This window comes from Rhodococcus sp. GQ147 (genome assembly GCF_059759155.1).
Window position 1 is genome coordinate 44,894 of record NZ_JCAXDU010000013.1, and the last position, 26,263, is coordinate 71,156.

Sequence of the window (26,263 nt, forward strand, 5' to 3'; positions counted from 1 at the left end):
TGTGAAGGAAATCGGTGTCGGTTCGGGATGACGGCATTGAGCGTCAACTCCAACCTGGGAAGGGATGCTGGCGCTGATGGCGAAGTTCGCAGGGATACCGTCGCAGCCCAGCTGGGTCCGTTGAGCAGTGCTACCAGATGTCTTGTCTCCCTATCCTGTCAGGAGATGTCATGGAATATCCCATTCGTTATCGAGTATCAGATTCGACGACCGAATCGGTGACCGCACGCGATCTCGAGGTAGTGCTGCAAGCGCTGACCGGTCGCCCTATGGAGGCCGTTGATATCGAGGCTGTCGAGTCTGCTCTCGACCTCGAGAGGATGTCTCGTGTGGGTATCCCGCATCAGTTGTGAAGACATACTGTCGAATTCGATGGTGCATTGCTCTGGTGCACAGTAGAACTGGCCTGTACGAGATGCTTGTGCTCGCCTAGAGCTGTGGCGGGCAGGGGTAGGAATGCGAAAAAGGCCGGCAGTCGCGATACCAAGGATTGTGACGAAGGCCGAGGTGATGGCCGCCCCTGGTTCGGGGGGCGATTCCCTGTGAACACGGTGGTCAAGACTGATGGACCGATGCCGTTGGTGAACTGCAGCAGAGCGCAGAGCGAGCTGCCGGGCGAGCCAGCCTCCTCGGATTACTCGGGCTGAAGGCAATATTTCCCGCCACTTGCCATGCTCGATAAATCGGGACTCGGAACATCCGAGGACGCGAGCTGGATACGGTGACGCCTAACCGCGCAGGACCGTGCATCCGCCGACGTCACTGAAGTCGCGCAATTGGGGTTCTTGCATGCTCGGCGGTTCACGGGGGCGGGGTTACAGAACGGCCTTCGGGTCCAGCTTTGCGGAAGATCTGCGGGTTACGTCCCCGGGCGAATGAACTGGCAACGAACAAAGTCTGGGGCAGCGAGTACATACGCGCTGCCCCAGACTCTTGTCGTGGTGGATCCTGAAGGTCAGAGCACTGCCGGCGCTGTGCTGGTTGCGGGCGTGATGGCGAACTCCTCGCGGAAGATCAATCGAGGAGCTATACGCCTGCGCTTGAGTGCCTTGACCGCCGCATCGACCATCGCGGGTGGGCCGCAAAGGAATGCGCTCATCCCCTTGCACGAGGGAAAGTCGCTGACCACGACATCGGTGACCAGCCCGGTTGCCCCTTCCCACTGCTCCTCGCTGAGAACGGGTCGGTAGTGGAAATGCGGGTGCCGGTGTTCGAGATCGCGGAAGAATTCGACATCGTAGAGGTCTTCCCGCCGGCGGCCGCCGTGGTAGAGGAACAGTTCTGGGACGAGGTCCTCGACGAGGGCGTGTTGGACGATCGATTTCAGTGGAGCCAACCCCGTCCCACCGCCGATCAAGATCGCCGGTTCATCCTGTTTCGCGACGAGATTGAACTGCCCGAGGGGGCCGCGCAGCGAGACTCGTTCCCCGAGCGTCATTGAGCGGAAGATCCACCCATCGGTCGACAACCCGCCCGCGGTGAGCTTGATGTGAAATTCCAGCCGCCGAGTCTCGGTCGGAGGATTAGCCATCGAGTACTGCCGCGCCCCTGCGTGCTCAGGAACGATGAGTTCGGCGTACTGACCGGCATTGAACTGCATCGGAGTGTCCAACTCGATCACCAGTCTGCGCGTGTTGGCAGCGATGTCGTCCAACACGACGACGGTGCCTTCATAGTCGCGTAGAGGATGACGAGGCACGCCGTCATCGCTGACGTTGCCGAGCGGCTCGACGGTCAAGTCCGAGCGGGGAGTGGCCATACACCCCAGAGCCAGTCCTTCGGCCCTTTCCTCGACGGTCAGGGTGTACTCCGGAGTCTGGCGGTGGTCGACCTCACCGCGCAGCACCTTGAGTTTGCATGTCCCGCAGGTTCCCTGAGTGCACGAGTGGGGCAGCCACTCGTTGGCCCGCAGGGCAGCATCGAGAATGGATTGGGTTTCTTCAACGGCAATGTCCGTGTTCTTTCCCTCTATACGGACCAAATATTGATCAGACATTTCCGGTAGCGCTCCAATTCAATATCGATAACCTCGGGTGTTCCCGATGCTCGCCGTATCTGTGCAGATGATTCAGGAGGGGTGAGGTCGAGGTCGCCTACACTTCCCATTCGACAAACAGCTGCTTGGGGCCGCGGAAACCCCATCCCCAAAAGTCCACCTCGTGGGTTTCGTCTCGTTCGATGTTCGGAATTGCCTCGAGCAATTCTTCGAGTCCGATTCGGACGACTGCATTGGCGAAATAGGTTCCGGCGCATGCGTGTTTTCCGCCGCCGAAGGTCATGTTCGGCACCAGGGCACGATCGAGGTCGTATTCGGTGGGGGCGTTGTACGCGTTTTCGTCCTGATTGGCCGAACCGTACGACAGCATCACGATTGAACCCTCAGGAAGCGTGACCCCGCCCACGGTAACTTCTCTCGCGGCGCGCTTGACCGCGGCGGACCAGATCGGGGCAACCCAGCGCATGCCCTCGGATGCGGCGCGGGGGATCAGAGTCGGATCGTCGATGACACGTTCGAGCTGGTCCGGTCGGCTGAACAGTCCGGCCAAGGTCGTGGCCATGGCATGACCGGGCTCCTGCATTGCTCCGAGCAGGAAGACATACAGGTTGGGGTAGATGACGTCGCGACTGCGGGTCTGGCCCTCCGGCATCCCGTCGTGCAGCCAGTGCGAGATGGCTGAATGGTCCGGTTCGACGATCCATTTGTCGATCTTCGGGTCGACATGCGCGATGATTTCCGCTTTGGCGCGGTCGCCGGGGGCGAACCCTTCGGGGTTGGCGAACTCACCGTTTTCGTCGACTGCCGCATTGGTGAACGACACGCTCAGATTGTGGAACCACTCGCGCAGTTTTTCGGTGCTGACATCCCCGAGACCGAGCAGGTCGCCCAGTGCGCGGACACTCACCGGCTCGCAGTAGGCGGCGACGATATCCGCGTGCCCGTCGTTCTCGAACTCGGCAATGCGCTGTCGCGCAAACGGTCGGACGAGATCGTCGATGTACTTGTCGACGGCTGAGGGCTGCAGGTGTGGTTCGACCATGTCCCTCAGATTGCGGTGCTCGTCTCCGTTGGTATTCAGCAATGCCTGAGGGCCGAAGGTGCGGCCGCCGGCAGCGGAGATCACCGCAGGCCAGGTTGTGTCGTCTTTGGAGATCTCAGCACACAGTTCTTTCGTCGAGACGATGTGCATGCCGAGGGCGGGAACGTAGGCAATGGGTGCCTCTTTGCGGAGGCGCTCGTAGAACGGGTATGGATCGGCCTCGAGCTCCTCGATGGTGATTTCGTCGATGAAGCTGCGGGTGGAAGTCATCATGCTCCTTCTGATTTCGGGTGCTTTGAGCCGGGAGGCGGGCTGAGGCGGCTGTGAGCTGCTTCGGTTGGCCAGGCGGAGGTGATCGTCGGGTCAGCGAAGCGCTGGTAAATGTCTGTGTGAGCTGGCCGCGACAAACGTCAGTTGGGTGTGCCGATTATCGGGATGTCTGATGGGGCCTGATCGCTAGCGTGTGCTGCGCTCGAGAGCGTCGAGAGAGCTGGTACGAAGTGCTGCACGGTCGAGTCGTATGTCAGGGGCCTCGTTCATCCTCGGACGTCACTGGCGCGGATCTTCGTAGCAGCGCAGACAAGCTGCTCGGACCTCACTATGGGGCCCCGTCCACGCCTAGAAACCGCGTAAAGACGATCTCAGTTCCCCGGGGTTGGAGGCTCAGTGGTTTCGCGTGCGCCAGAGATTGGATATCGAACCGGTCGCGGCGGTCACTCATGCGTCGTTCTCCTTCGTCACCTGCGGCGGAGTGAGAGGTGGTGTGGCGGCCGGCGGGTGGCGGCGCGCACACGAATAGCGTCGGGCATGAGCCCGCAGGATCCGGCTTCCCAACTTCACCGAACCGCGTCGGTTTGTGTCTGATGTCACGAGGATGGTCGGAATCGTCGGCTGTGCGTCGCACTGTTCGGGATAGCCGAACGGAAAGGGTGAATCGTCGGGACATTTTCGGCTGCACCGGAAATGAGACGTGTCAGGGATGATTCGGGGAGCATCCCTGAGCTTCGTTGTTGGGTCCGGTCGAAAAGTAAGCAGCTGGCCCCGAGGTGGTCGCACTCCATCGTGTGCGACACGCACCTACACATCTGGAGGCTGTGCCGTCGACTCGAGATGTCAATAGGGCGCGGGGCGGCGCCCACTGTCTGCCAAACCCCGACGATTCCTCGAGCTGTGTGCCCGCCGATAGGGCGTACGCACCGTCGCTCGACAGGTTGGAGCCCGACCTGCCGCCGGGGAGTTGGGCCGACGGCTAAATCCTCGAGTGGGACGGCAGATCGATCACGACCGTCGCCCCACTCGACCGCCTCGTCGTCCGCGAGATCAGTTCCCTCTGTCTGCCCGAAGACTAGCGGATCCAGATCGCGGACCTCCGTCGGGACGGCATCAGCGTGGTCGGAGCTGTCCGACTTCCGAGCGCCGTCAACAGGATTTAGCCTCAATGCACCGATCGGCTGATGCGGTCGTCGTGACTTCCTTTGCGCACCTTCGGACAGAGTCTGGACACAGCTGACCGGACACCGAGGACCGGAGTGGGCGCGGGGCGGGCTCGATCGCCCGGGGCGGGACACGCCCGGATATGACCTGAACCACAGTGTGGCTAGGGTGACGGTCATGACGGAGAACACGACACGACGATGGGGCCTGACCGTCCCGCTCGACGGCATCCCCCTGCCCGACCAGCGACGCATCATCGAAGAGCTCCCCGATCTCGGGTACACGGACGTGTGGTCGTCCGAGGCCGGCGCTGCCGATGCGTTCACCCCGCTGACCCTCGCGAGCGTGTGGGCTCCCGGCCTGCGCCTGGGTACCGCGATCGTCCCCGTCTACACTCGCGGCCCCGCGACGCTGGCCATGTCGGCCGCGAGCCTCGCCGCCGCCGCACCCGGCCGCTTCGTGCTCGGGGTGGGCACCTCCTCCGACGTCATCGTGGAGAAGTGGAACGGCATCCCCTTCGAGGAACCGTTCAAGCGTGCCCGTGACACCCTGCGGTTCCTGCGTGCGGCGCTGGCGGGGGAAAAGGTCTCCGAGAAGTACGACACCTTCGCCGTCGACGGCTTCCGGGCCGGCGTCGTACCCGACCCGGCGCCGCCGGTGCTGCTGGCGGCACTGCGCCCGGGCATGCTGCGTCTGGCCGGGCGTGAGGCCGACGGCGCCATCATCAACTGGCTGTCCGCCGACGACGTCCGCACCGTGGCGCCCTACGTCCACGAGGGCGGCGAGAACAAGGAGATCGTCGCGCGGATCTTCGTGCTCCCCGGCTTCGACACCGAGACCGCCCGCGCCATCGGCCGCCGCATGATCGCCGCCTACATGAACGTCCCCGTCTATCGGGCCTTCCACGAATTCCTCGGCCGTTCGGACGATTTCGCCGGCATGTGGAAGGCGTGGGCGGAAGGCGACCGCAAGGCCGCCCTCGAAGCGATCCCGGACCACGTCGTGGACGCCCTCGTGATCCACGGCGAACCCGAGGCCTGCCGCGAGCATGTGGAGCGCTACGTCGAGGCAGGTGTGACCACCCCGGCCATCGCCCTGGTGCCCTCGGGCGATCCCGCACCGATGATCCGGGCGCTCGCCCCGCGCTGACGACCGGACGTCACGATTCGATGTCGGCGGTTAACGGCACCCGAGGGCGACGCGACAACTCCTGCAGATGCGCTGTGCAGGAGGCGAGATGGCCGAGCCGACGTCGAGTACGGACCCGAACACGATCGCTCGTGTGACCGTGGTTGCCGACGACGGAGTGCCGTTGGCCACCACGGTGACCGGATCGCGGGATGCGGGTCTGACCCTCGTGTGCCTGCACGGCCACTGCCAGGACGCCGCGAGCTGGGATGCCGTCTGCGAATCGGTGGACCTGCCGGGTCTGCGCATCGTCCGCTACGACCAGCGAGGACACGGTCGTTCCGGGACCGGCGACGTCACGGCGTGCACGGTCTCCGGGATGGCCGACGACCTCGACGCGGTGCTCCGGACCCTCGCGCCGGACGGACCGGTGGTGCTGGCGGGATATTCGATGGGCGGCATGGTCGCACTGTCCTACGTCCGTCGTCACCCTGACGCCGTCGGCGACCGCATCGTGGGTGTCGGCCTGTTCGCCACCGCAGCATCGGGGCTCGCGGACGGCGGTATCGGACGCTATCTGCGGCATCCGGCCGCCTCCATCGTGCACCGGGCGGTGTCGCGTGCACCGCGCGTCATGGAGTTGTCGAAACGCGCCGGGGGCCGGGTGTGCACGGTTGCCGCACGCAGGCGCACGGAGGAATCGTGGCTGCGGGTGGTCGGATCGGCGCTGTCGAACGAGACCTCCGTCGTCACCTGGTCGCGACTGCTGGCCGACTTCGCGGTGCTCGACGAGTCCGCCGCCCTCGATGTGCTCGCCAGAGTGCCGGTGGTCGTCGCGGCGGGCACGGAGGACGTCTTCGTGCCCTTGTCGTTGTCGGAGATGATGACGGCGCGGCTGCCGCACGCGAACCTCGTGCGGTTCGTCGGTGCCGGTCACCGCGTGCTCGCCGACCGTCCCCAGGAGGTCGCCGGTGCGCTGTCGGATCTGCTCGGGCACGTGCGCGCCCTGGACCCCGTCGGCCTGGACCCCGTCGGCCTCGCTCAGCGCGAGCCGACGAGGGTCGCTTCCTGATCGGCGAGCAACTTCCGGGGGACGAGCGCGAGCACGAGCAGTGCCACGGCGACCGCGAAGCATGCGACGAACCCGACGTGGGGTGCGGCGAGCGAGATGACGAAGGGCACCGCGAAACCCAGATAGATCAGGCAGTAGAAGACGGCGACGGTCTGCGCCAGCTCGTCCGGCGGAGCGATGTGCTCGACGGTGACGAGACCGGAGACGAGCAGCATGCCGTAACCCCCGCCGAGAAGGACGGCGGTGACGAGGACGGCAAGCACCGATACCGGGCCGTCGACGAGCACTGCGACGCCGGCGGTCACGAAGCCCAGCACACCGAGACCCACCCCCGTCCAGACGCCACGGTCCTCACCGTGCCGGGTGATGCGCCGGGCCACGGGCTGGATCAACGCACCGGTGAGCAGGGTCAGGGCGGCGACCACGCCGGTGAACGCGACGGCCACGCTGTCCACGCGGCCCGAGACGATCGGCGGCATCGTGGCGAACGAGACGGTCGCGCATCCGAAGACCCACGGGGCCCACGGCACGACACCCCAGCGGAAGCGCGGGGACGACAGCGTCGACAGGCGCCACGAGCCCTGCACGGTGCGGGGCCGGTGGGCGTCGGGGACGGTCCACACCAGTACCAGCGCGACCACCATCAGAGCGATGTGCACGAGATAGGGCAGACGGTCGGGGGCGGGCAGCCACTGCGCGATGAGACCGGCGAACAGGGCGCCGCTGCCGAATCCCGCCGACAGTGAGACGGCGGCTCGGCGCGCTCCCACACCTGGACCTTCGCTCAGTTCCTTCATCCACGCGGTGCCGGCTCCGAACGCCATCCCGGATGCCGATCCGGCGAGGACCCGGCCGAGATACAGCAACGCCGGGATATCGGCGCCGAGAAGCAGGACGATCGACGACACGATGCTCACCGGGATCATCGCCCGGATCACCGGACGACGCCCGATCCGGTCGGCCACGCGCCCGAAGTAGAGCAGGGCGGGGATCAACCCGACGATGTAGGAGCCGAGCATGGCGGTGAACGAGTCGCTGCCGAGTCCCAGGTGGTCGCGGTAGACGAGCTGCATCGGAGCGAACTGATTGGCGCCCCAGCTCACCGCGAATACGGCGAACGCGAGACGAGCCCAGGACGGAATCATTCCCCGATCCTCTCAGGCCCGTTCCGGCGGGAAAGTATCAACTCTTCACACCGCGGCGACCGGCTTCCTGTGGAGTGTGGACGTAGGAGGGCCCCGGAGCCGGCCATAGCGTTCTCGTCGAACGCAGACCAAGGAGGGCCAGTGGCGGTAGACGGTCGATCCCCGACGCTCGACACCGAGCGCACCGGCACGTGGACCGGCGCCGACGCGCGGTCGATCGCCGCCGTGGTCCGCAACCGCGAGGTCACCGCCCGTCGGGTCGTCGAGGACCATCTCGCCCTGATCGCCGAGCAGAACACGCGCCTCAACGCGATCGTCACCGTCGCGGCGGAGAGTGCCCTCGCCGAGGCCGACGCCCTCGACCGACGCCTCGACCGCGGCGAGGTGGCCGGTCCGCTCGCCGGGGTGCCGTTCACCGTCAAGGACCTCATCGCCACCGCAGGCGTGCGCACGACGGCCGCCTCGAGGGCGCTGGCCGACAACGTCCCCGTCGTCGATGCACCGGCCGTCGCCGCGATGAAGGCGGCCGGCGCGATCCTCGTCGGCAAGACCAACACGCCCGAATTCGGGACCTCCGGGCTCACGGACAACGAGATGTTCGGACCGGCCGTGAACCCGCTCGGCAGCCCCGAGTCGCCGCGCTCACCCGGCGGATCCAGCGGGGGCGAAGCCGCGTCGATCGCGTCGGGCATGAGCGTCCTCGGATTGGGCACCGATTTCGGCGGGTCCGTGCGCTGGCCCGCGCACTGCACCGGCCTGTGCTCGATCCGCCCCACCGTCGGCCGGGTGTCCGCGGACGGCCAGTACCCGGGGGTGCTCGTCGGCGATCATGTACGTGCCAATCCGACGACGGTGCACGGCGCGCTGCAGACCGTCGGGCCCATGACACGGAACCTCGACGACCTCGTCCTCGCCCTGCGCATGATCTCCGAACCGCACGTCGCGTGGACCGACCCGGCGACCGTCGACGTCGACACGCTGACGATCACCTGGGCGCCCGGGGAGGGCACCGTGCCCGTCGACGAAGAGATCGAGGACGTCGTCCGCGAGAGCGCGCGGCGCCTCGGTGCCCGTGAATACCGCGGGTCGGCCCTGGTAGAGGGGAACGAGTTGTTCGGGCGGCTGAGGGCCACCCAGACCCACGCCGACATCGACGCGCTGGCGAGGACCGACCGCTTCGGTGCTGTCATCCGCGACCTGCTGTCCACGGCCGGTCGCGCCGAACATCGGGAGGTGGAGGGCCTCTGGGCGTGGCGCACCGCGCTGATCCATCGCCTGCTCGACGAGATGGGCGACGTGCTGGTGCTGCCGGTCGCGTCCATCGGGGCGCCTCCGCTCAGCGACGATCGTTTCGCTGTCGGCGACCGGCTGCTCACCTGGCAGGAGGCACTGGCGAGCTGCCGCACGATCAGCGTCACCGGCCTCCCGTCCGTCGTCGTCCCTGTCGGGCGGACGAGTGACGGCATGCCCATCGGCGTGCAGGTCGTCGCGCGCCCCTTCCACGACCACGTCGCGCTGGCCGTCGCCGCGCGTCTGTGACACACCGGTAAGGAGACCGCTGTGCGGGACATTCTCGACGAGCTGTCGCGATGGTTCGACGACGGTGAGACGTTCGCGCTCGCAACCGTCGTGCGCACCTGGAAGTCGTCGCCGCGCGAACCCGGCGCCGCGATGGCCGTCTCGCGGTCGGGCGAGGTGGTGGGCAGTGTCTCGGGAGGGTGCATCGAAGGCGCGCTGTACGACATCGCGGGTGACGTGCTCGCCGACGGGCGTGCACGGACCGAGGTCTTCCGCGTCACTGACGACGACGCCTTCGGAGTGGGTCTGACCTGCGGCGGCACCATCGAGGTGTTCGTGCAGCGGGTCGATGCCGCGACCTATCCCGAGTTCCCCGAGGTGGCACGGCGGATCGGGGCTGGAGAGCCGGTCGCCGTCGTTACCGATCGGGAGTCCGCCGACCATCGTGTGGTCACCCTCGACGGGGACGACGGCACCGACGTCGGGGACGAGGTGCGCCTGCGCCTGTCCTACGGCGATTCGGAGGTCTATGTCGACGAGGGGCGTGCGCAGATCGTGGCGATCTTCGCGCCGCGACCGAGGATGTACGTCTTCGGTGCCATCGACTTCGCGTCCGCCCTGTGCACGCTGGGGAAGTTTGCCGGTTACCGCGTGACGGTGATCGACGCCCGGCCCGTCTTCGCGACGCCCGCCCGATTCCCCGACGCCGACGAGGTCGTGGTGGCGTGGCCGCACGTCTTCCTCGAGTCGGCGCCGATCGACCCCACCACGGTCGTCGCGGTGCTCACCCACGACGAGAAGTTCGACATCCCACTGCTCGAACGGGCCCTCCGCTGCGAGGCCGGATACATCGGGGCGATGGGCAGCCGCTCCACGCACGAGCGCCGGGTCGCCCTGTTGCGCGAGGCCGGTCTGTCCGCCGACGAACTGGGACGGCTGCACTCGCCGATCGGACTCGACCTCGGGGCGCGCACCCCGGAGGAAACGGCCGTGTCGATCTTCGCCGAGGTCCTCGTGAGCACGCGCGGTGCCACCGGACGCAGCCTCGCGACACTGCGCGGACCCATCCACCGGGTCCCGGCGGGACGTGCTGCCCGACCTGCGGCTTGTCCGCCTGCGATTGACGGTGTTGCCACAGCCCTCTAGTGTCACGTGTCTCCCACGCAGGGGTGAACGACTGGCAGGTGGACGGGTATTGCTGTGACGGTGCGCAAGGCTGAGAAACCGGGGCCCAGCGCAGCCGAACCGGATCGCAGCGCAGCCGATCCGGAGGACAGCGCAGCGGTCGCATTCGAACCCTGCCCGCTCACGGACGTCGTCTCCTCGGGCTTCCTCGTCGCACCGACGGTGATCGCCGGTGACGTCTCCACGGCGCGAGCCGTCACCGGGGTCGCGGTGATGATGCTCCCCGAGATCGGTCCCTGGTTGCGTCCGGGACTGCTGCTCGTCACCTCCACCACCGTGCTCGCGCGACTCGCCGTGCCGATCGCCGACTTCCTGGCGCGGCTGGACCGGAGCGAGGTCTCGGCTCTGGTGGTCCGACTCGACACCGGACACCCGCTGCCGCAGGGTCTCACGGACGACGTTCCCCTCCCTGTGCTGACGACGCCGGAGGAGGTCGTCGCGGATCATCGTCTCGCGCGGGATCTCCGCGACATGGCTGTCGCTCAGGTGGAAGCGGTCTTCGAGGCGGATCACCTCCGTCGCGGGCTGCTCGAGATCGTCATGGCGGGTGGTGGGCACAGGGCGCTCGCCGAAGGCATCTCGCGCCGGCTCGGCGGGGCGGTTCTGATCACCACGCCCGACGGACGCCAGACCTACAGGGCCGGAAAAGAGTCCGATTTCGCCTGGCTGTCCTCGACGGCGGCTGTCGACGCGACTGGCCGGGTGCGGACCGATTCGATCGAGGGCGGGCTCGGTCTGCACCGATTCGGCAACGAGTACGTGGCGATCGCCGCGATCTCCGCCAATGGCATAGACCACGGCCGGCTCGTGTTCTTCTGTCCCGCACGCGATCTCTCCGCGCCGGATCTGTATCTCGTGGAGCAGGCGGCGACGGTGTGTGCGCTCGTCGTCAGTCGTGAACTCGCAGTGTCGGCGGTCGAGGAGAAGCACCGGGCCAACTTCGTCCGGGACCTGTTGCGCGGCCGCGCCGGTGAACCCGAACAGGTGATCGTGCACGCCCAGATGTTCGGCTGGAATCTCGACCGCCCGGTGGTGGTGGTCGCCGTCGAACCCGATCGCGTGGACGACGATTCCTCGGCGGCACCGGCGCGACTGCCCGTCGTGGAACGGCAGGCCCGCGCGTTCGCGGGTGCGCTCGCCGGCCGCGATTCCGGAGCGTCCGTCACGGCCCTGGCGACCGAGACCGTCGTGCTCATGGGTGAGGGCAGCGACACGATGACCCTCGTGCACGAACTCGTCGCCCAGGTGCGCGGAGCCGGTGGGGGAGGACGTCGCCCGTTCGGTGTGGGGGTCTCGCGTGCGTCGTCGTCCACCGACGACCTGCCGGTGCTCTACGCCCAGGCGCGCACGGCACTCGAAGTGGGGCGCAAGATCTCCGGGCCGTGGGCGGTGACCCATTTCGACGATCTGGGTGTGTACCGGTTGCTGAGCCTCGTCGAGGACACCGAGGAACTCGAGTCGTTCGCGCGCGAGACGCTCAAGGAACTGACCGACGGCACGGCCGAGGCGCAGGACATGTGCCGTACCCTCGAGGTGCTCCTCGCCACCAACATCAACATCGCAGAAGCCGCGCGCCAGTTACATTTTCATTACAACACTCTGCGCTATCGTGTGGCGAAACTCGAAAAGATCCTCGGTCCCTTCACCGAGCAGCCCGAACTGCGGCTGGACCTTTCGCTCGCCCTCAAGATCATCGCGATGCGCGGGATCGATTCCTGACGATCAACCACCGATCTTGCCAATTTCGGAAGGTCGCTCCTGGCAGATTCCTCCCACGCCGGGCCGGAGCTGCTCCGTTAGCGTTTGCGGCTACCGAAGTACACGTGTGATCGGCAACACAGGCGTAACGATCCACGTGAACGCTATCGGCACCCACACTCTGCTGAAAGGTCCGATATGCCCATCTGGACAGTGCACGGAGACGGCAAGAACATAGAACCGGGACAGGTCGTGGCGCCGATGGAGCGCCTGAGTTGGGGCCGCACCATCGGCCTGGGCGGCCAGCACGTGGTGTCGATGTTCGGCGCCACCTTCGTCTTCCCCATCATCATGGGACTCAACCCGCAACTCGCAGTCATGCTTTCGGGCTTCTGCACCCTGTTCTTCCTCGCTGTCGTCAAGGGCCGGATCCCCAGCTATCTCGGTACCTCCGCGGCCTTCGTCGGCGGCATCGCCGCGATCTACGCCCAGGGCGGCTCGCCGTCGGAGGTCACCGGTGCGATCATGGTCTCCGGGCTCGTGCTCGCCGCGATCGGTGTGGTGATCCACTTCCTCGGCGGCTCGCTGGTCTTCAAGATCCTGCCGCCGGTCGTCACCGGCGCGGTGGTCATGCTCATCGGCTTCAACCTGGCGCCGGTGGTGGCCGGTACCTACTGGCCGCAGGATCAGTGGGTCGCGCTGACGGTGATGATCGCGCTGATCGTGGGCAGTGTCGTGCTGCGCGGCTTCCTCGGCCGCGTCGCCATCTTCCTGGCATTGCTGTTCGGCTACGCACTGTCGTGGATCCTCGACCGGATCAGCGGACCGATCACCTCCTACGACGCCGGTGCCGACGCCGTCACCGAACACTTCCGCGTGAACTGGGACGGCGTCGCGTCCGCGCCGTGGTTCGGTCTGCCGCCGTTCACGGACGAAGCCGCCGGTGTCGTCGGCATCCATGCCCCGTCGTTCAGCCTCACCTTCATCGTGCTCGTGCTGCCCGGCGTCATCGCCCTGATCGCGGAGAACGCCGGACACGTCAAAGCGGTCGCCGAGATCACCAAGACCGATCTCGACCCCATGATGGGACGCGCGCTGGCCGGTGACGGTCTCGCCACGGCCCTCGCCACCGGTGTCGGCGGTTCCCCGACGACGACCTACGCGGAGAACATCGGCGTCATGGCCGCGACCCGCGTGTACTCGACGGCCGCCTACGCCGCGGCCGGTGTCATCGCGATGCTCCTCGGCTTCTCCCCGAAGTTCGGCGCGGTCATCTCCGCGACCCCCGGCGGCGTGCTCGGCGGCATCACCGTGGTCCTCTACGGCATCATCGGCCTGCTCGGCGCCAAGATCTGGAAGGAGAACGGCGTCGACTTCGGCGACCCGCGCAACCTCATGCCCGTCGCGGCCGGCCTGATCATCGCCATCGGCGACACCAGCCTCGAGTTCACCGACACGTTCTCGCTGAGCGGCATCGCGCTGGGCACCATCGTCGTTATCGGTCTCTACCACCTGTGCCGGGTCATCGCCCCCAAGGACATCGCCCCCGAGGATCCCGATACCCCCTCCGATCAGGGAGAACCGGTCCGGACGGAGCCCGATCCCGACGGGGAGAGCGGCGCCGGGAGGCTGAAGGAGTTCGCGTGACCTCTATTACATCTGACATTGTCGACCGGTGAGCTTTGTCACTTCTCCACGAAACGCCGATCACACTATGCGGGCAGGATCTGTTCAATGAAACCGTCGCCACTCACCTACCACCGACCGCGGTCGATCGATGAAGCCTGCGAGATCCTCGCGGGGGTCGCGCACGAGGGCAAAGTGCTCGCCGGCGGCCAGTCACTGATTCCACTGCTGTCGATGCGCCTGGCGGCACCGGCTCACCTCGTCGACATCGGCTCGATCCCGCGCCTCGACGCGATCTCCGCTTCACCGGAACTCGGCGTCACCTTCGACGCTCTCACCACCCACACAGCGCTCGAATCCGATTCGACGGTCGCGCAGGTCCAGCCCCTGCTGGGCCGCGCGCTCCGGTTGGTCGCACACCCGACCATCCGCAATCGCGGAACGACCGTGGGATCGATCGTCCACGCCGATCCGTCCGCGGAGATGCCGGCCGTGCTGTCGCTGCTCGGGGGAACGCTCACGGTTCGCTCCGTCCGCGGAGTCCGGCAGATCCCCGCCGCCGAGCTGTTCGCCGGGCCGCTCGAATCGACCCTCGAGGCCGACGAGATCGCCACCAGCGTGACGGTGCCGGCTGCGCGGCCGGGCACCGGCACCGCCATCGACGAGATCGCACGACGCCACGGCGACTACGCACTCGTCGGCGTGGTCGCGCAGGTGGAGGTCGAGGACGGCGCGGTGACGTCCGCCCGGATGACCTACGTCTCCGCGGGAGAACTCGGGCAGGTCGTCGACTACACCGACATCCTGCGCGGAGCCTCGGCGCACGACGAGCGCGACCCGCTCTGGCAGCAGGTCGCGGAGAAGGCACGCGAGACCGTCGAGACGGAGGCGGACATCCACGCCACCGACCGCTACCGGTCGCAGCTGGTGGCGGCACTGACCGGCCGTGTCGGCTTCGCGGCCGCGCAGGACGCGATCCGCGACGACACACGGGTACCGATGCACACGGGAGGAAGTCGATGACGAGCTCGATCCACAAGGGTGGTCGCGATGCCTCGCGGCGGACCGTCGCCGAACAGGTCGACGAGCTGCAGGCGGAGACCGGCGAGCACCACGTCGCCGTGACCTTCACCCTCAACGGCGTGACGCAGACCGTGGTGCTGCCCTCGCGCACGCTGGCATCGGACGCGATCCGTCATCACCTCCGCCAGACCGGGACCCATGTGGGATGCGAGCACGGTGTGTGCGGCGCGTGCACGGTTCTGCTCGACGGCAAGCCGGTGCGGTCGTGCCTCGTGCTCGCTGCGAGCCTCGAGGGCCGCTCGGTGACGACGGTCGAAGGGCTCGTCGAACCGGACGGCACCCTGCATCCCGTGCAGGAGGCGTTCGTCGACTGCCACGGTCTGCAATGCGGTTTCTGCACACCGGGATTCGTCACCACGATCGCCGCTTTCCTCGAGGAGAACCCGTCGCCCACCCACGAGGAGGCGACCGATGCGATCGCCGGCAACCTCTGCCGGTGCACGGGCTACCAGAACATCCGGGCGGCCGTGCTGCGCGCCGCCGAGATCAAGCGCGAACGGTCCGGAGGGTCACCGCTCGGCCCCGACAGCGAGGCGGCACGCGCCTCGCTCGACGCCAAGGTCCGCGGCGCCACCGCTCCGGTCGGAGGAAAGGCAGGACGAGCATGACCAGCGTCTCCGATTCGCCCGTCTCCACCTCGGTCTCGACGAGCACGGCAACCGACCTCGCCCCCGCCGACATCGGTGGTGCCACCGAGTCGGGCAAGTCGTTCGGCAAGCCCATCCCGCGTGTCGAGGACAACCGGCTCGTCAGCGGTAACGGCCGCTATCTCGACGATCTCGGGCACGGCGCGCTCGCCGCGGCCTTCGTCCGGTCGCCGCACGCGCACGCCCGCATCCTCGACATCGCCGTCGATGCGGCTCTCGAACTGCCGGGCGTGCACGCCATCTACACCTACGACGATCTCGAGGCCGACTCGCCCGAGATGGCCGAGAATCTCCCACTGCTCATCCCGCACCCCGCGATCACCGCTCCGCGCAACGGATATCCGCTCGCCAAGGACGAGGTGAACCATGTCGGTGAGGCGATCGTGATGGTCGTGGCCGACAACCGGTACATCGCCGAGGACGCCTGCGCGCTGATCGACATCACCTACGAGGCCCTTCCGGCCGTGGTCGGTGTCGACACCGCACGCAACGCCGAGCACGTCGTCCATCCGGATGTGCCCGACAACGTCGCGGCGCACCTCCAGCACGGGTTCGGCGACATCGAGGCGGAACTCGCCGCGGCACCGCACACGTTGACCCTCGACCTCGAGATCGAACGTTCGGCGTCGATGCCGATGGAGGGCAAGGGCGTCTACGCCCGCTGGGACGACGACGAGAAGGTGCTGACCTTCTGGACGTCCACCCAAACCTCGACGTCCGCCCGTGCTGCGATCGCCGCGCGACTGGGCATGGCGCACAACAAGGTCCATTGCATCGCCCCCGACGTCGGTGGTGGTTTCGGTGTGAAGATCGTCCACCCGTGGCCCGAGGAGGTCATGGTCACCTGGGCCGCCCGCAAGCTGGGGCAGGCCGGGATCTCCAGCGAGGTCAAGTGGGTCGAGGACCGGCGCGAACATTTCATCTCGAGCGCCCACGAGCGCGGGCAGGTCCACGAGGTCACCGTCGGGTTCGACGACGACGGCAGGCTGCTGGCCTTCGACTTCTCGATCTGGCACGACAACGGCGCGTACCTGCCGTACGGAATCATCGTGCTGCTCAACACCTCCACCCAGGTGCTCGGCCCCTACAAACCGCGCGCCTTCCGGGTGGACGCCTATTCGCTGTACACCAACACGGTCATCGTCACGCCCTACCGCGGCGCGGGACGACCCCAGGGCGTGTTCGCAATGGAGCGGGCGATGGACGCCATCGCCAAGCATCTCGGCAAGGATGTCCTCGAGGTCCGCGAGACCAACTTCATCCGCCCCGAGGAGATGCCCTACGACTTCCACCTGATCTTCCAGGACGGCCGTCCCCTCATCTACGACACCGGCGACTACCAGGCCGGAATGGACAAGCTCAAGAAGCTCATCGGCTGGGACGAGTTCGCCGAGTACAAGGAACGTGCCCGCGCCGAGGGCCGCCGCGTCGGAATCGGTGTTGGAGCGTACGTCGAGGGCACGGGACCGGGCCCGTACGAGGGCGCACACGTGCTCATCGAGACCTCGGGCAAGGTCAAGGCCGCCACGGGCCTGACCACCCAGGGCCAGGGACACCAGACCTCCTTCGCGCAGATCGTCGCGGACGATCTCGGTGTGCCGGTCTCCGATGTCGAGATCGTCACCGGCGACACCCGCCGATTCGGGTACGCGGTCGGCACGTTCGCCTCGCGCGGTGCCGTGATGTCCGGATCCGCATTCCACGTCGCCGCGCAGATGGTGGCGGAGAAGGCGAAGAAGATCGCCGCGGACCACCTCCACGCCGATGTCGCCGATCTCGAACTGCGCGAGGGGCACGTGTGCGTGGTGGGCACCGAACCCGGCGCGGAGGGCACCTCGATCCCACTCGGTGTCGTGGCCGTACTGTCGAACCCGCTCCGCTACGCCTTCGACGACGCATCCCGTCGCGCAACGGGATTCGCGAACGCCGAGACCGACATGTCGGTGCCGCCCGTCCTCGAGGGTGAGCAGCCCGGCCTGGAGGCGACCGGCTACTACTCGCCGCCCACCTCGACGTTCGCGTCGGGAATCCACGCGGCGATCGTCGAGACCGATCCCGTCACCGCCGAGATCCGGGTGCTCCGGTACGCGGTGGTGCACGACTGCGGCAACGTCATCAACCCGCGCATCGTCGAAGGCCAGGTGCAGGGCGCGGTTGCGCAGGGCATCGGCGGCGCACTCTACGAGAAGATCGTCTACGACGAGCACGGGCAGATGCTCAACGCGTCGTACATGGACTTCCTCATGCCCTTCGTGACGGAGATGCCCGACTCTCTCGAGATGGACCACACCGTCACCCCGTCCGCACTCAATCCCCTCGGGATGAAGGGCGCCGGTGAGGCCGGTGTCATCCCGACCTCGGCGGTGATCGCCGCGGCCGTCGAGGACGCGGAGGGTATCCCGATCACCAGCATGCCGATTTCCCCCTCGGAGTTGTTCGAGCTGCGTCTGACCCGCGCGGCGTCCCGAAACAAGGAGAACGAATGAGAATCGCCGGTACCGCGCAACTGCAGGCACCTCCCGACGTGGTGTACGACAGCCTGCAGGACGGCCGTGTTCTCGCGGCGACGATCCCGGGCGTGCAGTCGCTCGAGCAGATCAACGACAACCACTACAAGCTGTCCATCACCGCCGGAGTGGCCTCCATCAAGGGCACCTACGACGGGGAAGTGGTTCTGTCGCAGCAGAATCGCCCCGAATCGTTCGTGATGACGGCATCGGGATCCGGTGCCCCGGGAACGGTCAAGGCCGATGTGACGGTGCGTCTCGAAGAACGCGACGGCGGCACCGTGCTCACCTACGACGCGGACGCGGTCGTCGGCGGCATGGTCGGTGGTGTCGGACAACGGATGATCACCGGTGTCGCCAAGAAGATGGCCGGTGTGTTCTTCAACGGCATCGACGGTGTGATCGCCGACGGTCTGCCGGCGGCGCCGAGTGCGGCTGAAGCCGAAGTTGTCGCGGGCATGAACGGAGCCGAGGTGGCCGAGGTCGCCGAGGGTGCGGGTGTGAAGACCACCGCGCTGCCCGTGGCCGCTGCGTCCGCTGCACCGGTACCGGCCGGAACACCTTCGGTAGCAACCGTTCTGCTGTCCGCGGGAGTGGGCGCCGGTATCGCGCTGGCGGGCGTCGCCCTGGGAGCGATCCTCGCCCGACGCTGACCTTCTCGTCGAATCTCCACGGCACCCCCGGGCCATCACGGCCCGGGGGTGCCGTCGTCTGCAGGTGGCAGGTGCACGAACCCCGAACTCCAGGCGACGAGTTCGGCGAGATGTGACAAAGAAACACCGCCGCTCAGGGGGTGGAATGTCATCAGACGTCAGGTGGGACACCGGCGAGACGAACCCAGGAGGAAACATGGGATCCAGGAAGATTCGGGTCGGTATCGATACCGGCGGAACATTCACGGACGTGGTCGCGGTGGACGACGAGTCCGGCGCCATCGTCACCACGAAGACCCCGTCGACACCGCAGGATCCGGCCATCGGCTTCCTCGCAGGCATCGAGAAGGTCCTCGCGCAGCTCGGCGAGACCGGCGACGCGATCGACGCCGTCAGTCACGGCACCACCGTCGCGACCAACAAGCTCCTCGAGGGCAAGGTCGGCACCCTCGGATTCATCACCACCGAGGGCTACGAACACGTCCTCGAGATCGCCCGCCAGTCGGTCCCCGACGGCTACGGCAACTCCTACTTCTGGGTCAAGCCCGACCGCATCGTGCCGGCCGACCGTGTCCGCACCATCCGCGGTCGTCTCGCTTACAACGGCAGCGAGATTCGTCCTCTGAACGAGGACGACGTCCGCGCCGCCGCCCGCTTCTTCAAGGACCGCGAGATCCGCACCGTCGGCGTGTGCCTCATGCACTCTTACGCCAACCCCGAGCACGAGCGCCGCGTCCGCGACATCCTCATGGAGGAGTACCCGGAGGCGACCGTGAGCATCTCCAGCGAGGTGCTGCGCGAGTACCGCGAGTACGAGCGGTCCATCACGACCCTCGTCGACGCCGCGGTCAAGCCCAACATCCGCAACTACGTCAACAACATCGCGAACCGGCTCCGCGAGTTCTCCTCCGCCGAGGGCGAACAGCGCGACATCCCGTTCTACGTGATGAAGTCCAACGGTGGCGTGCTGTCGGCGAAGGAGGTCGTGCACCAGCCGATCACGACCGTGCTCTCCGGCCCTGCAGCCGGTGCCCTGGGTGCGGCCCTGATTGCCGGCGTCGCCGGTGTCGACCAGGTGCTGACCTGCGACGGTGGCGGCACCTCCACGGACGTCACCGTGGTCGTCGGCGGCGAGCCGGCACTCACCACGGAAGGTCGCGTGGGTGTCTACCCGTCCAAGATCCCCATGATCGACGTGGTGACCGTCGGCGCCGGCGGTGGCTCCATCGCGTGGATGACCCCCGAGGGCACCCTGCGCGTCGGCCCGCAGTCGGCGGGCGCCGATCCCGGACCCCTGTGCTACGCCAAGGGTGGCAACGAGCCGACCATCACCGACGCCCACGTCCTGCTCGGTCGCATCCCTCCCCACCTGCTCGGCGGTGAGATCCCGCTCGACACCGAACTCGCCCGCAAGGGCGTCGAGGAGCTCGCACACCGTCTCGGCCTCGAATTCGAGGCGTGCGCCACGGGCATTCTCGAAGTGTCGGCCTGGAACCAGGCCAACGCGCTGCGCCAGATCACCGTCAAGCGTGGTCTCGACGTCCGCGACTTCACCTTGGTGACCTTCGGCGGCTCCGGGTCGCTGCTGGCCTGTCGCCTCATCGACATCCTCGGTCTCAAGGACGTCCTCGTGCCGCTCGAGCCCGGCAACGTCTCGGCCTTCGGGCTGCTGACCGTCGATGTCCGCAACGACTATGTGCAGACGCACGTCAGCCGCCACGACCGGTTGGAGATCGAGGAACTACAGGCCGGACTCGACGCCCTCGCGGCCGAGGCCGAACGTGCCCTGGAGGACGAGGGATTCGGGCCCGATCAGCGGCAGTACGCCCGCTCGGCGGACCTGCGCTATTTCGGCCAGGCCTTCGAGGTGCGTGTGCCGGTCGGCGACGGCCCCATCACCCAGGAACTGATGGACGAGGCGGCCGAACGCTTCCACCAGGCCCATCGCGAGCTCTACGGCTACGACTTCCGCAACGATCCCCACCAGCACGTGGAATGGGTCAACCTCCGCGTCAGCGGTATCGGCCCCATCAAGCGACCGGAACTCGCCGAGATCGCCCCGGGCACGGGGGCGGACGACGCGCTCACCGGCACCCGTCAGGCGTACTTCGACGAGTGGGTCACCACCCGCGTGTACGACCGCGCCCGCCTCGGCGCCGGCGACGAACTCGAAGGTCCCGCCGTGATCGAGGAGTTCAGCTCGACCATCCCGGTTCATCCCGGATTCCGCGCTCGCATCGACACTTTCGGCAACATCCGCCTCAGCAAGACGTCCGACTCGAACGGAGCCACCCGATGACTGCGACTCTCGAACCCGCCGCGGCCACGACCCGCAAGCCCTTCCGGCTGACCGACGCTTCGGGTAGCGCTCCCGATCCGGTGCTGGTCGAGATCGTCGCCGGCTACCTCGCCAGTGTCGAGATGGAGGTGGAGACCTCCATCTCCCGGACCTCGCGCTCGCCGATGATCCGCGACGCCCACGACTTCCGTGCCGGCATCCACGACCGCAACCTGCGCAAGCTCACCGGTCGTTCGTACTCGGCGCTCGTGCATCCGGTGGCGCGGGACTTCCCGCTCGAGACGATGAAGCCCGGCGACGTCTTCTTCCACAACGACGTCTACCTCTCCGAAGGCGGCATCGGGCACCTGCCCGACCTGTGCGTCACGGTCCCGGTCTTCGCGACCCGCCCCGGCGACACCGAGCCTTCGGTGGTCGCGTTCGTGCAGGCCTTCGGCCACCACGACGACATCGGCGGTTGCTGCCCGGGCTCCATGCCCTCGGGTGCGACCACCGTGTACGAGGAGGGACTGATGGTCCCGCCGATCAAGCTGTGGGACCAGGGCGTTCCCAACGAGGCGGCGCTGCGGATCATGACCCGCAACTCCCGCATGCCCGATTCGCTCGCCGCCGACCTCGACGCCGAGTGCTCGGCGTGCCTCATGGGTGCGCGTCGACTGTCGGAACTGTTCGAACGCTACGGTGTCGAGACCGTCGAGGCCTGCTTCGACGCGATCCTCGACGCCACCACGGAGACCTACCGCCGCGAGATCCTCAGCAAGATCCCGGTGGGCACGTACACCTGGGAGGACTACGCCGAGCACGACGGTGTGGACGAGCCCATGCTGCACGTGCAGCGCATCACCCTCACCAAGACCTCCCCGGAGGACGAGGGCGGCGAGCGCCTGATCCTGGACTTCAACGGCACCGGTCCGCAGGCGAAGGGCCCGATCAACCACTGCGGTGACTACGCCGACGGCAACTTCCTCATCAAGTGGCTGGCGCCGATCCTCCGCAACCTGGCCGACACCCCGGACCGCATGGCGGAACTGGACGTCAACGAAGGTGTCGTGCCGCTGATCGAGATGAGGTTCCCGGAGCCGGGCACGCTCATCACGCCGATCTTCCCCGCTCCCACCAACGCTCGCACGTTCGTGATCCTGCGTCTGCTCGGTGTGCTCTCCGGTGTGGTCGCCAAGGCGGTCGACGGCAACATGCCCGCCGACCAGGAGACCATCCGCTACACCGGTGTGTACGGCGAGGACTTCGACGGCCACTCCTACCTCATGCGTGAGGTGCTCGGCGGCGGCTCCGGCGGCCGGCACTACGCCGACGGTGAGGACACCATCCACGTGGTGCCCGACTCGCGGAACCTGCCCACGGAGTTCACCGAGAGCCGTTTCCCGTTCATCGTCGAGAAGCTGGGTCTGGCAATCGATTCCGGTGGGGCCGGCCGCTACCGCGGTGGTCTCGGCTACGAGAAGCACATCCGCATGCTCAAGGATGCGAACTTCATGTCCATCGCGGACCGTTCGATCCTCGCCTGCTGGGGCGTCAAGGGCGGCAAGGCCGGCAAGCCGTTCTCCGTCACCCTCGATCCCGGCGGCCCGAACGAGCGCGAGTTCGACGCCCTCACGGACGCCGAGCCGATCAAGGCCGGCGAGGTCGTGCGCATCCGCACCACCGGTGGCGGTGGCTGGGGCGACCCGCTCGATCGTCCGATCGACGAGGTGGTCCGGGACGTGCTGTGGCGCAAGGTGTCCGTCGAGGGCGCCCGCGACGACTACGGCGTGATCCTGAAGGACACCTCGGCGGAGGAGCCGGTCGCCGACGTCGAGGCCACCGAGGCGCTGCGTGCGCAGATGCGCGCCGAGCGCGGCGAGGAAGAGCCCTTCTTCGACCGCGGTCCCGGTTACGCCCGCCTGTCGGGTGGTGCCGAGTTCGCCGAGTACGACTTCATCGGCAACTGATGTCGACGACGGCCACTTTCTCCCGCGGCACCGATCTCGCAGTGATCGGTGCCGCGGGGAAGACCGGAACGGCTGTCATCGCGGCGCTGGAGACAGCAGACACGACCCCCGTCCGCCGAGTGGTGCACACCGCTCGGCAGGCGGGGGATCGTGCTGTCGACCTCGAGACCGGTGCCGGGCTCGTCGACGCCCTGTCGGGCTGCCGTGGCGTCTACTTCATCGCCCCGAACATGCACCCCGACGAACCGGCGCTGTTCGAACGGTTCCTCGCGGCGGTGGCCGAGGCAGGTGTCGATCACGTCGTCTACCACTCCGTCGCCTGGCCGTACACGCCGGCGATGCCGCACCACCTCGACAAGGCGCGTTGCGAGGACATCCTGCACGCTTCCGGGGTGCGGTGGACCGTTCTGCAGCCCTGCGCGTACACGGAGAACTTCGCATCCGTCCTCGACGGCTCGGTCGATGCACTCGACGTCCCCTACGACCCCGACGCGCCGTTCTCGTTCGTCGCCCTGTCGGACGTCGCGACGGTGGCGGCCCGTGTCCTCGTCGAGGGTACGGACATCCACCACGGCGCCACCTACGAGCTCGGGGGACCGGACTCGGTGAGTGTGCGGCAGCTGTGCGCGGTCGCCGGGCGGTCGGTGGAGATCGAGCAGGTGTCCGTCCCGGTGTGGATGGAGCGCCACGGCCGCGACCTGCCCGCGGATACCCGGGAGCGTCTGGCGGCGATGTTCGACTTCTACGACGATCACGGCTTCGTCGCGGGAAGCGCCGTGACGGCGGCGCTGCTCGGTCGGGCGCCCGCCCGCGTCGCGGATCTCGTCTCGTCGATGCCGCGCCGGTAACCCGCCGGTGGTGTAGGAAAGGGAACGTGACGGATCGCTCTGCGGACGGCCCCGACGCCGTCGACACCCTGCCCCCGCCCGTGCTCATCGCTGTCGACGAGGCCAGCGGTATCGGGGTGCTCACCCTCGACCGCCCGGAGCAGCGCAACCCGCTGTCGGTGGAGACGATGCGCGAGGTCATCGCCGGTCTGACGGCGCTCGCGGCCGACACGAAGGTGATCGTGGTCCGCGCGGAAGGCCCGGTGTTCTCGGCCGGGCACGACCTGCGTCAGATGATCGGACGCACGCTCGACGAGGAACGCGCGATCTTCGAGACGTGCAACGAGATGATGCGGACCGTGCAGTCGATCCCTCAACCGGTGATCGCATCGGTGCAGGGCACGGCGCTCGCGGCGGGATGCCAGCTCGTCGCTGCGTGCGATCTCGCCGTCGCTGCCGGCGACGCTCGCTTCGGTACCCCGGGTGTGCGGATCGGGTTGTTCTGCTCGACGCCGATGGTCGCGGTCAGCCGCGCGATCGGCCGGAAGCGGGCGCTGCAGATGCTGCTGACCGGCGACACCATCGACGCGCAGACCGCCGCCGACTGGGGCCTGGTGAACTACGTCGTCGAACCGGAGACGCTGGAGACCGCGACCACTGAGCTCGCCCTGAAGATCGCCACGTCGTCCCCCGAGACGATGCGGATCGGCAAGGAGGCGTTCTACCGGCAGATCGATCTGCCGCAAGAGACGGCCTATGCCGCAATGGCGGAGACGATGGCGTCGAACGCGATGATCGACGACGCGCAGGAGGGGATGACGGCCTTCCTCGAGAAGCGGGCACCGGTCTGGATGGACCGCTGATCCCGAGCGATCGCTAGGTCTGGACTAGTTGGTTGGACGTCCTATAAAGTTCACTGCATGACCCCCGACCCGCGTCAGAGCACCGTCGACGGCATCCTCCACCGCACCGCCGCGCGCTATCCCGCCCGCGTCGCACTCCGCTTCGGCGACCGGCAGTTCACCTACCGGGAACTCGACGACGCCGTCACCCGTGCCGCTGCGCACCTGCTCTCGTTGGGCCTGTCCAAGGGCGACCGCGTGGCCGCCTACGGCACCAACTCCGACGGCTACGCGATCGGATATCTCGCCGCTGCCCGCGCCGGCCTGGTGCACGTGCCGATCAACTACGCACTGCGCGGCGAGGAACTGTCGTACCTGCTCGGTCAGTCGGGCGCGAAAGCCGTGCTCGTCGACCCCGTGTTGCGCGACAATCTCGACGCCGTCCTGGCCGACGTGCCGGCCGAGACCGTCGTCCCGCTCCGCGACGCCGACGACTCCCTGGTGACGGTCGCGCAGACCGGCGACGTGCCGACGCTCGACGTCGCCGTGGCCGACACCGACCTCGTCCAGCTCCTCTACACCTCGGGCACGACGTCGAAGCCCAAGGGCGCCATGATGACCCACCAGGCGCTCACCTTCGAATACATGTCGTCGATCGAGGCGCTCGACCTGTCGGCCGGCGACGACCCGCTCGTGTGCATGCCGCTCTACCACTCCGCGGCGATGCACGTCTTCCTCATCCCGTACTTCGCGGTCGGTGCGACCGTGCGGCTGCTGCCCGCACCCGACGTCGCCGAGATCCTGCGGCTGGTGGAGGAGGAGCGCATCGGATCGCTGTTCCTCGCCCCGACGGTGTGGGTGCCGCTGACCAACCATCCCGACCTCGACGAGCGCGACCTGTCGTCGCTGCGCAAGGCGCAGTACGGAGCGTCGATCATGCCCGTCACCGTCCTCGAGCGACTCCGCGGCCGCTACCCGGAGCTCGGCTTCTACAACTGTTTCGGCCAATCCGAGATCGGTCCGCTCGCCACCGTCCTCCGCCCCGAGGAACACGACGCGCGTCCCGCCTCGTGCGGCCGGGCCGTGCTGTTCGTCGAAACCCGCGTCGTCGACGCCGACGGCAACGACGTCCCCGACGGTGAACCCGGTGAGATCCTGTACCGCTCACCGCAACTGTGCCTGGGCTATTGGGAGAATCCCGCCGCGACGGAGGAGGCCTTTCGCGACGGCTGGTTCCACTCCGGCGACCTCGTCACCCGCGACGCCGAAGGCTTCATCACCGTCGTCGATCGCATCAAGGACGTCATCAACACCGGTGGCATCCTCGTCGCCTCACGTGAGGTCGAGGACGCGATCTACACGCATTCGGCCGTCGCGGAGGTCGCGGTGATCGGTACTCCGGACGAGAAATGGATCGAAGCGGTGACCGCGGTGGTCGTCCTCAAGGACGGTCACGAGCTCGACGAGCCCACCTTGATCGACCACGTCAAGCAGCGCCTCGCACCGTTCAAGGTGCCCAAGGCCGTTCGCTTCGCCGACGTCCTGCCGCGTAACCAGAGCGGCAAGCTCCTCAAGCGCGAACTGCGCGGATCCTGACCACTCCGACCGAACA

19 protein-coding genes are annotated in these 26,263 nt (G+C 67.4%); 16 read left to right on the plus strand and 3 right to left on the minus strand.

The window, feature by feature from the left end; all coding sequences use genetic code 11:
- Window positions 1-170 precede the first annotated feature (170 nt).
- Window positions 171-353 (plus strand): hypothetical protein, encoded by a 183-nt coding sequence (locus AC6CID_RS15760; RefSeq protein ID WP_138941515.1) that lies wholly within the window; start codon window positions 171-173, stop codon window positions 351-353.
- 602 nt (window positions 354-955) lie between these two features.
- Here AC6CID_RS15760 and AC6CID_RS15765 read toward each other — a convergent pair.
- Window positions 956-1,996: an NADH:ubiquinone reductase (Na(+)-transporting) subunit F gene (locus AC6CID_RS15765; RefSeq protein WP_039586484.1), complete on the minus strand. Its 1,041-nt coding sequence runs from the start codon at window positions 1,994-1,996 to the stop codon at window positions 956-958.
- Window positions 1,997-2,093: 97 nt separating this feature from the next.
- On the minus strand, window positions 2,094-3,308 hold the full coding sequence (locus tag AC6CID_RS15770; RefSeq protein WP_024102186.1) for a cytochrome P450: 1,215 nt from the start codon (window positions 3,306-3,308) through the stop codon (window positions 2,094-2,096).
- Window positions 3,309-4,649: 1,341 nt separating this feature from the next.
- Here AC6CID_RS15770 and AC6CID_RS15775 point away from each other — a divergent pair.
- Both AC6CID_RS15775 and AC6CID_RS15780 read left to right on the plus strand, forming a co-directional pair.
- On the plus strand, window positions 4,650-5,621 hold the full coding sequence (locus AC6CID_RS15775; protein WP_019290753.1) for an LLM class F420-dependent oxidoreductase: 972 nt from the start codon (window positions 4,650-4,652) through the stop codon (window positions 5,619-5,621).
- A 133-nt stretch (window positions 5,622-5,754) separates the two neighbouring features.
- Window positions 5,755-6,672, plus strand: coding sequence for an alpha/beta fold hydrolase (locus tag AC6CID_RS15780; protein ID WP_052227354.1), 918 nt, complete (start codon window positions 5,755-5,757; stop codon window positions 6,670-6,672).
- Here the strand turns inward: AC6CID_RS15780 and AC6CID_RS15785 are convergent.
- Entirely contained in the window at window positions 6,642-7,817 is a 1,176-nt protein-coding gene (locus tag AC6CID_RS15785; protein ID WP_039586490.1) for an MFS transporter, read from the minus strand. The genes AC6CID_RS15780 and AC6CID_RS15785 overlap by 31 nt on opposite strands.
- A 141-nt stretch (window positions 7,818-7,958) precedes the next feature.
- Here AC6CID_RS15785 and AC6CID_RS15790 point away from each other — a divergent pair, with 141 nt between their 5' ends.
- The 13 genes from AC6CID_RS15790 to AC6CID_RS15850 all read left to right on the plus strand — a co-directional run bounded on the left by AC6CID_RS15790 (window position 7,959) and on the right by AC6CID_RS15850 (window position 26,247).
- A complete protein-coding gene (locus AC6CID_RS15790; RefSeq protein WP_039586493.1) occupies window positions 7,959-9,356 on the plus strand; it encodes an amidase in 1,398 nt (465 codons plus the stop codon).
- 21 nt (window positions 9,357-9,377) lie between these two features.
- Complete coding sequence (locus AC6CID_RS15795) at window positions 9,378-10,481, plus strand: XdhC family protein (RefSeq protein ID WP_006551033.1); 1,104 nt, start codon at window positions 9,378-9,380, stop codon at window positions 10,479-10,481.
- Window positions 10,482-10,535: 54 nt separating this feature from the next.
- Window positions 10,536-12,239 (plus strand): helix-turn-helix domain-containing protein, encoded by a 1,704-nt coding sequence (locus AC6CID_RS15800; RefSeq protein ID WP_033098441.1) that lies wholly within the window; start codon window positions 10,536-10,538, stop codon window positions 12,237-12,239.
- A gap of 177 nt (window positions 12,240-12,416) precedes the next feature.
- Entirely contained in the window at window positions 12,417-13,865 is a 1,449-nt protein-coding gene (locus AC6CID_RS15805) for a uracil-xanthine permease family protein (protein WP_006551031.1), read from the plus strand.
- Between the two features lie 87 nt (window positions 13,866-13,952).
- Window positions 13,953-14,867 (plus strand): FAD binding domain-containing protein, encoded by a 915-nt coding sequence (locus tag AC6CID_RS15810; RefSeq protein WP_019290758.1) that lies wholly within the window; start codon window positions 13,953-13,955, stop codon window positions 14,865-14,867.
- Complete coding sequence (locus AC6CID_RS15815; protein WP_006551027.1) at window positions 14,864-15,535, plus strand: (2Fe-2S)-binding protein; 672 nt, start codon at window positions 14,864-14,866, stop codon at window positions 15,533-15,535. The genes AC6CID_RS15810 and AC6CID_RS15815 overlap by 4 nt, the downstream gene beginning before the upstream one ends.
- Window positions 15,532-18,060: an aerobic carbon-monoxide dehydrogenase large subunit gene (cutA, locus tag AC6CID_RS15820; protein ID WP_064060064.1), complete on the plus strand. Its 2,529-nt coding sequence runs from the start codon at window positions 15,532-15,534 to the stop codon at window positions 18,058-18,060. Before AC6CID_RS15815 ends, cutA begins: the two co-directional genes overlap by 4 nt.
- A complete protein-coding gene (locus AC6CID_RS15825; RefSeq protein ID WP_039586497.1) occupies window positions 18,057-18,734 on the plus strand; it encodes an SRPBCC family protein in 678 nt (225 codons plus the stop codon). The genes cutA and AC6CID_RS15825 overlap by 4 nt, the downstream gene beginning before the upstream one ends.
- Before the next feature lie 196 nt (window positions 18,735-18,930).
- Window positions 18,931-21,033, plus strand: a complete 2,103-nt coding sequence (locus AC6CID_RS15830) for a hydantoinase/oxoprolinase family protein (RefSeq protein WP_039586498.1) — start codon at window positions 18,931-18,933, stop codon at window positions 21,031-21,033.
- A complete protein-coding gene (locus tag AC6CID_RS15835) occupies window positions 21,030-22,982 on the plus strand; it encodes a hydantoinase B/oxoprolinase family protein (protein ID WP_006551022.1) in 1,953 nt (650 codons plus the stop codon). The genes AC6CID_RS15830 and AC6CID_RS15835 overlap by 4 nt, the downstream gene beginning before the upstream one ends.
- The gene (locus AC6CID_RS15840) at window positions 22,982-23,830 is read left to right on the plus strand and encodes an SDR family oxidoreductase (RefSeq protein ID WP_039586499.1); all 849 of its coding nucleotides are present in this window, start codon (window positions 22,982-22,984) and stop codon (window positions 23,828-23,830) included. Before AC6CID_RS15835 ends, AC6CID_RS15840 begins: the two co-directional genes overlap by 1 nt.
- 26 nt (window positions 23,831-23,856) lie before the next feature.
- A complete protein-coding gene (locus AC6CID_RS15845) occupies window positions 23,857-24,672 on the plus strand; it encodes an enoyl-CoA hydratase (RefSeq protein WP_498354190.1) in 816 nt (271 codons plus the stop codon).
- A 57-nt stretch (window positions 24,673-24,729) separates the two neighbouring features.
- Window positions 24,730-26,247, plus strand: coding sequence for an acyl-CoA synthetase (locus tag AC6CID_RS15850; RefSeq protein ID WP_064851683.1), 1,518 nt, complete (start codon window positions 24,730-24,732; stop codon window positions 26,245-26,247).
- Window positions 26,248-26,263 lie beyond the last annotated feature (16 nt).

Bases quoted from the DNA above. Each gene is read 5' to 3' on its own strand.
- AC6CID_RS15760 (WP_138941515.1), top strand. From the start codon at position 171: ATGGAATATCCCATTCGTTATCGAGTATCAGATTCGACGACCGAATCG.
- AC6CID_RS15785 (WP_039586490.1), bottom strand. From the start codon at position 7,817: ATGATTCCGTCCTGGGCTCGTCTCGCGTTCGCCGTATTCGCGGTGAGC.
- AC6CID_RS15765 (WP_039586484.1), bottom strand. From the start codon at position 1,996: ATGTCTGATCAATATTTGGTCCGTATAGAGGGAAAGAACACGGACATT.
- AC6CID_RS15825 (WP_039586497.1), top strand. From the start codon at position 18,057: ATGAGAATCGCCGGTACCGCGCAACTGCAGGCACCTCCCGACGTGGTG.
- AC6CID_RS15775 (WP_019290753.1), top strand. From the start codon at position 4,650: ATGACGGAGAACACGACACGACGATGGGGCCTGACCGTCCCGCTCGAC.
- AC6CID_RS15815 (WP_006551027.1), top strand. From the start codon at position 14,864: ATGACGAGCTCGATCCACAAGGGTGGTCGCGATGCCTCGCGGCGGACC.
- AC6CID_RS15835 (WP_006551022.1), top strand. From the start codon at position 21,030: ATGACTGCGACTCTCGAACCCGCCGCGGCCACGACCCGCAAGCCCTTC.
- AC6CID_RS15850 (WP_064851683.1), top strand. From the start codon at position 24,730: ATGACCCCCGACCCGCGTCAGAGCACCGTCGACGGCATCCTCCACCGC.
- AC6CID_RS15805 (WP_006551031.1), top strand. From the start codon at position 12,417: ATGCCCATCTGGACAGTGCACGGAGACGGCAAGAACATAGAACCGGGA.
- AC6CID_RS15840 (WP_039586499.1), top strand. From the start codon at position 22,982: ATGTCGACGACGGCCACTTTCTCCCGCGGCACCGATCTCGCAGTGATC.
- AC6CID_RS15830 (WP_039586498.1), top strand. From the start codon at position 18,931: ATGGGATCCAGGAAGATTCGGGTCGGTATCGATACCGGCGGAACATTC.
- cutA (WP_064060064.1), top strand. From the start codon at position 15,532: ATGACCAGCGTCTCCGATTCGCCCGTCTCCACCTCGGTCTCGACGAGC.
- AC6CID_RS15810 (WP_019290758.1), top strand. From the start codon at position 13,953: ATGAAACCGTCGCCACTCACCTACCACCGACCGCGGTCGATCGATGAA.
- AC6CID_RS15770 (WP_024102186.1), bottom strand. From the start codon at position 3,308: ATGACTTCCACCCGCAGCTTCATCGACGAAATCACCATCGAGGAGCTC.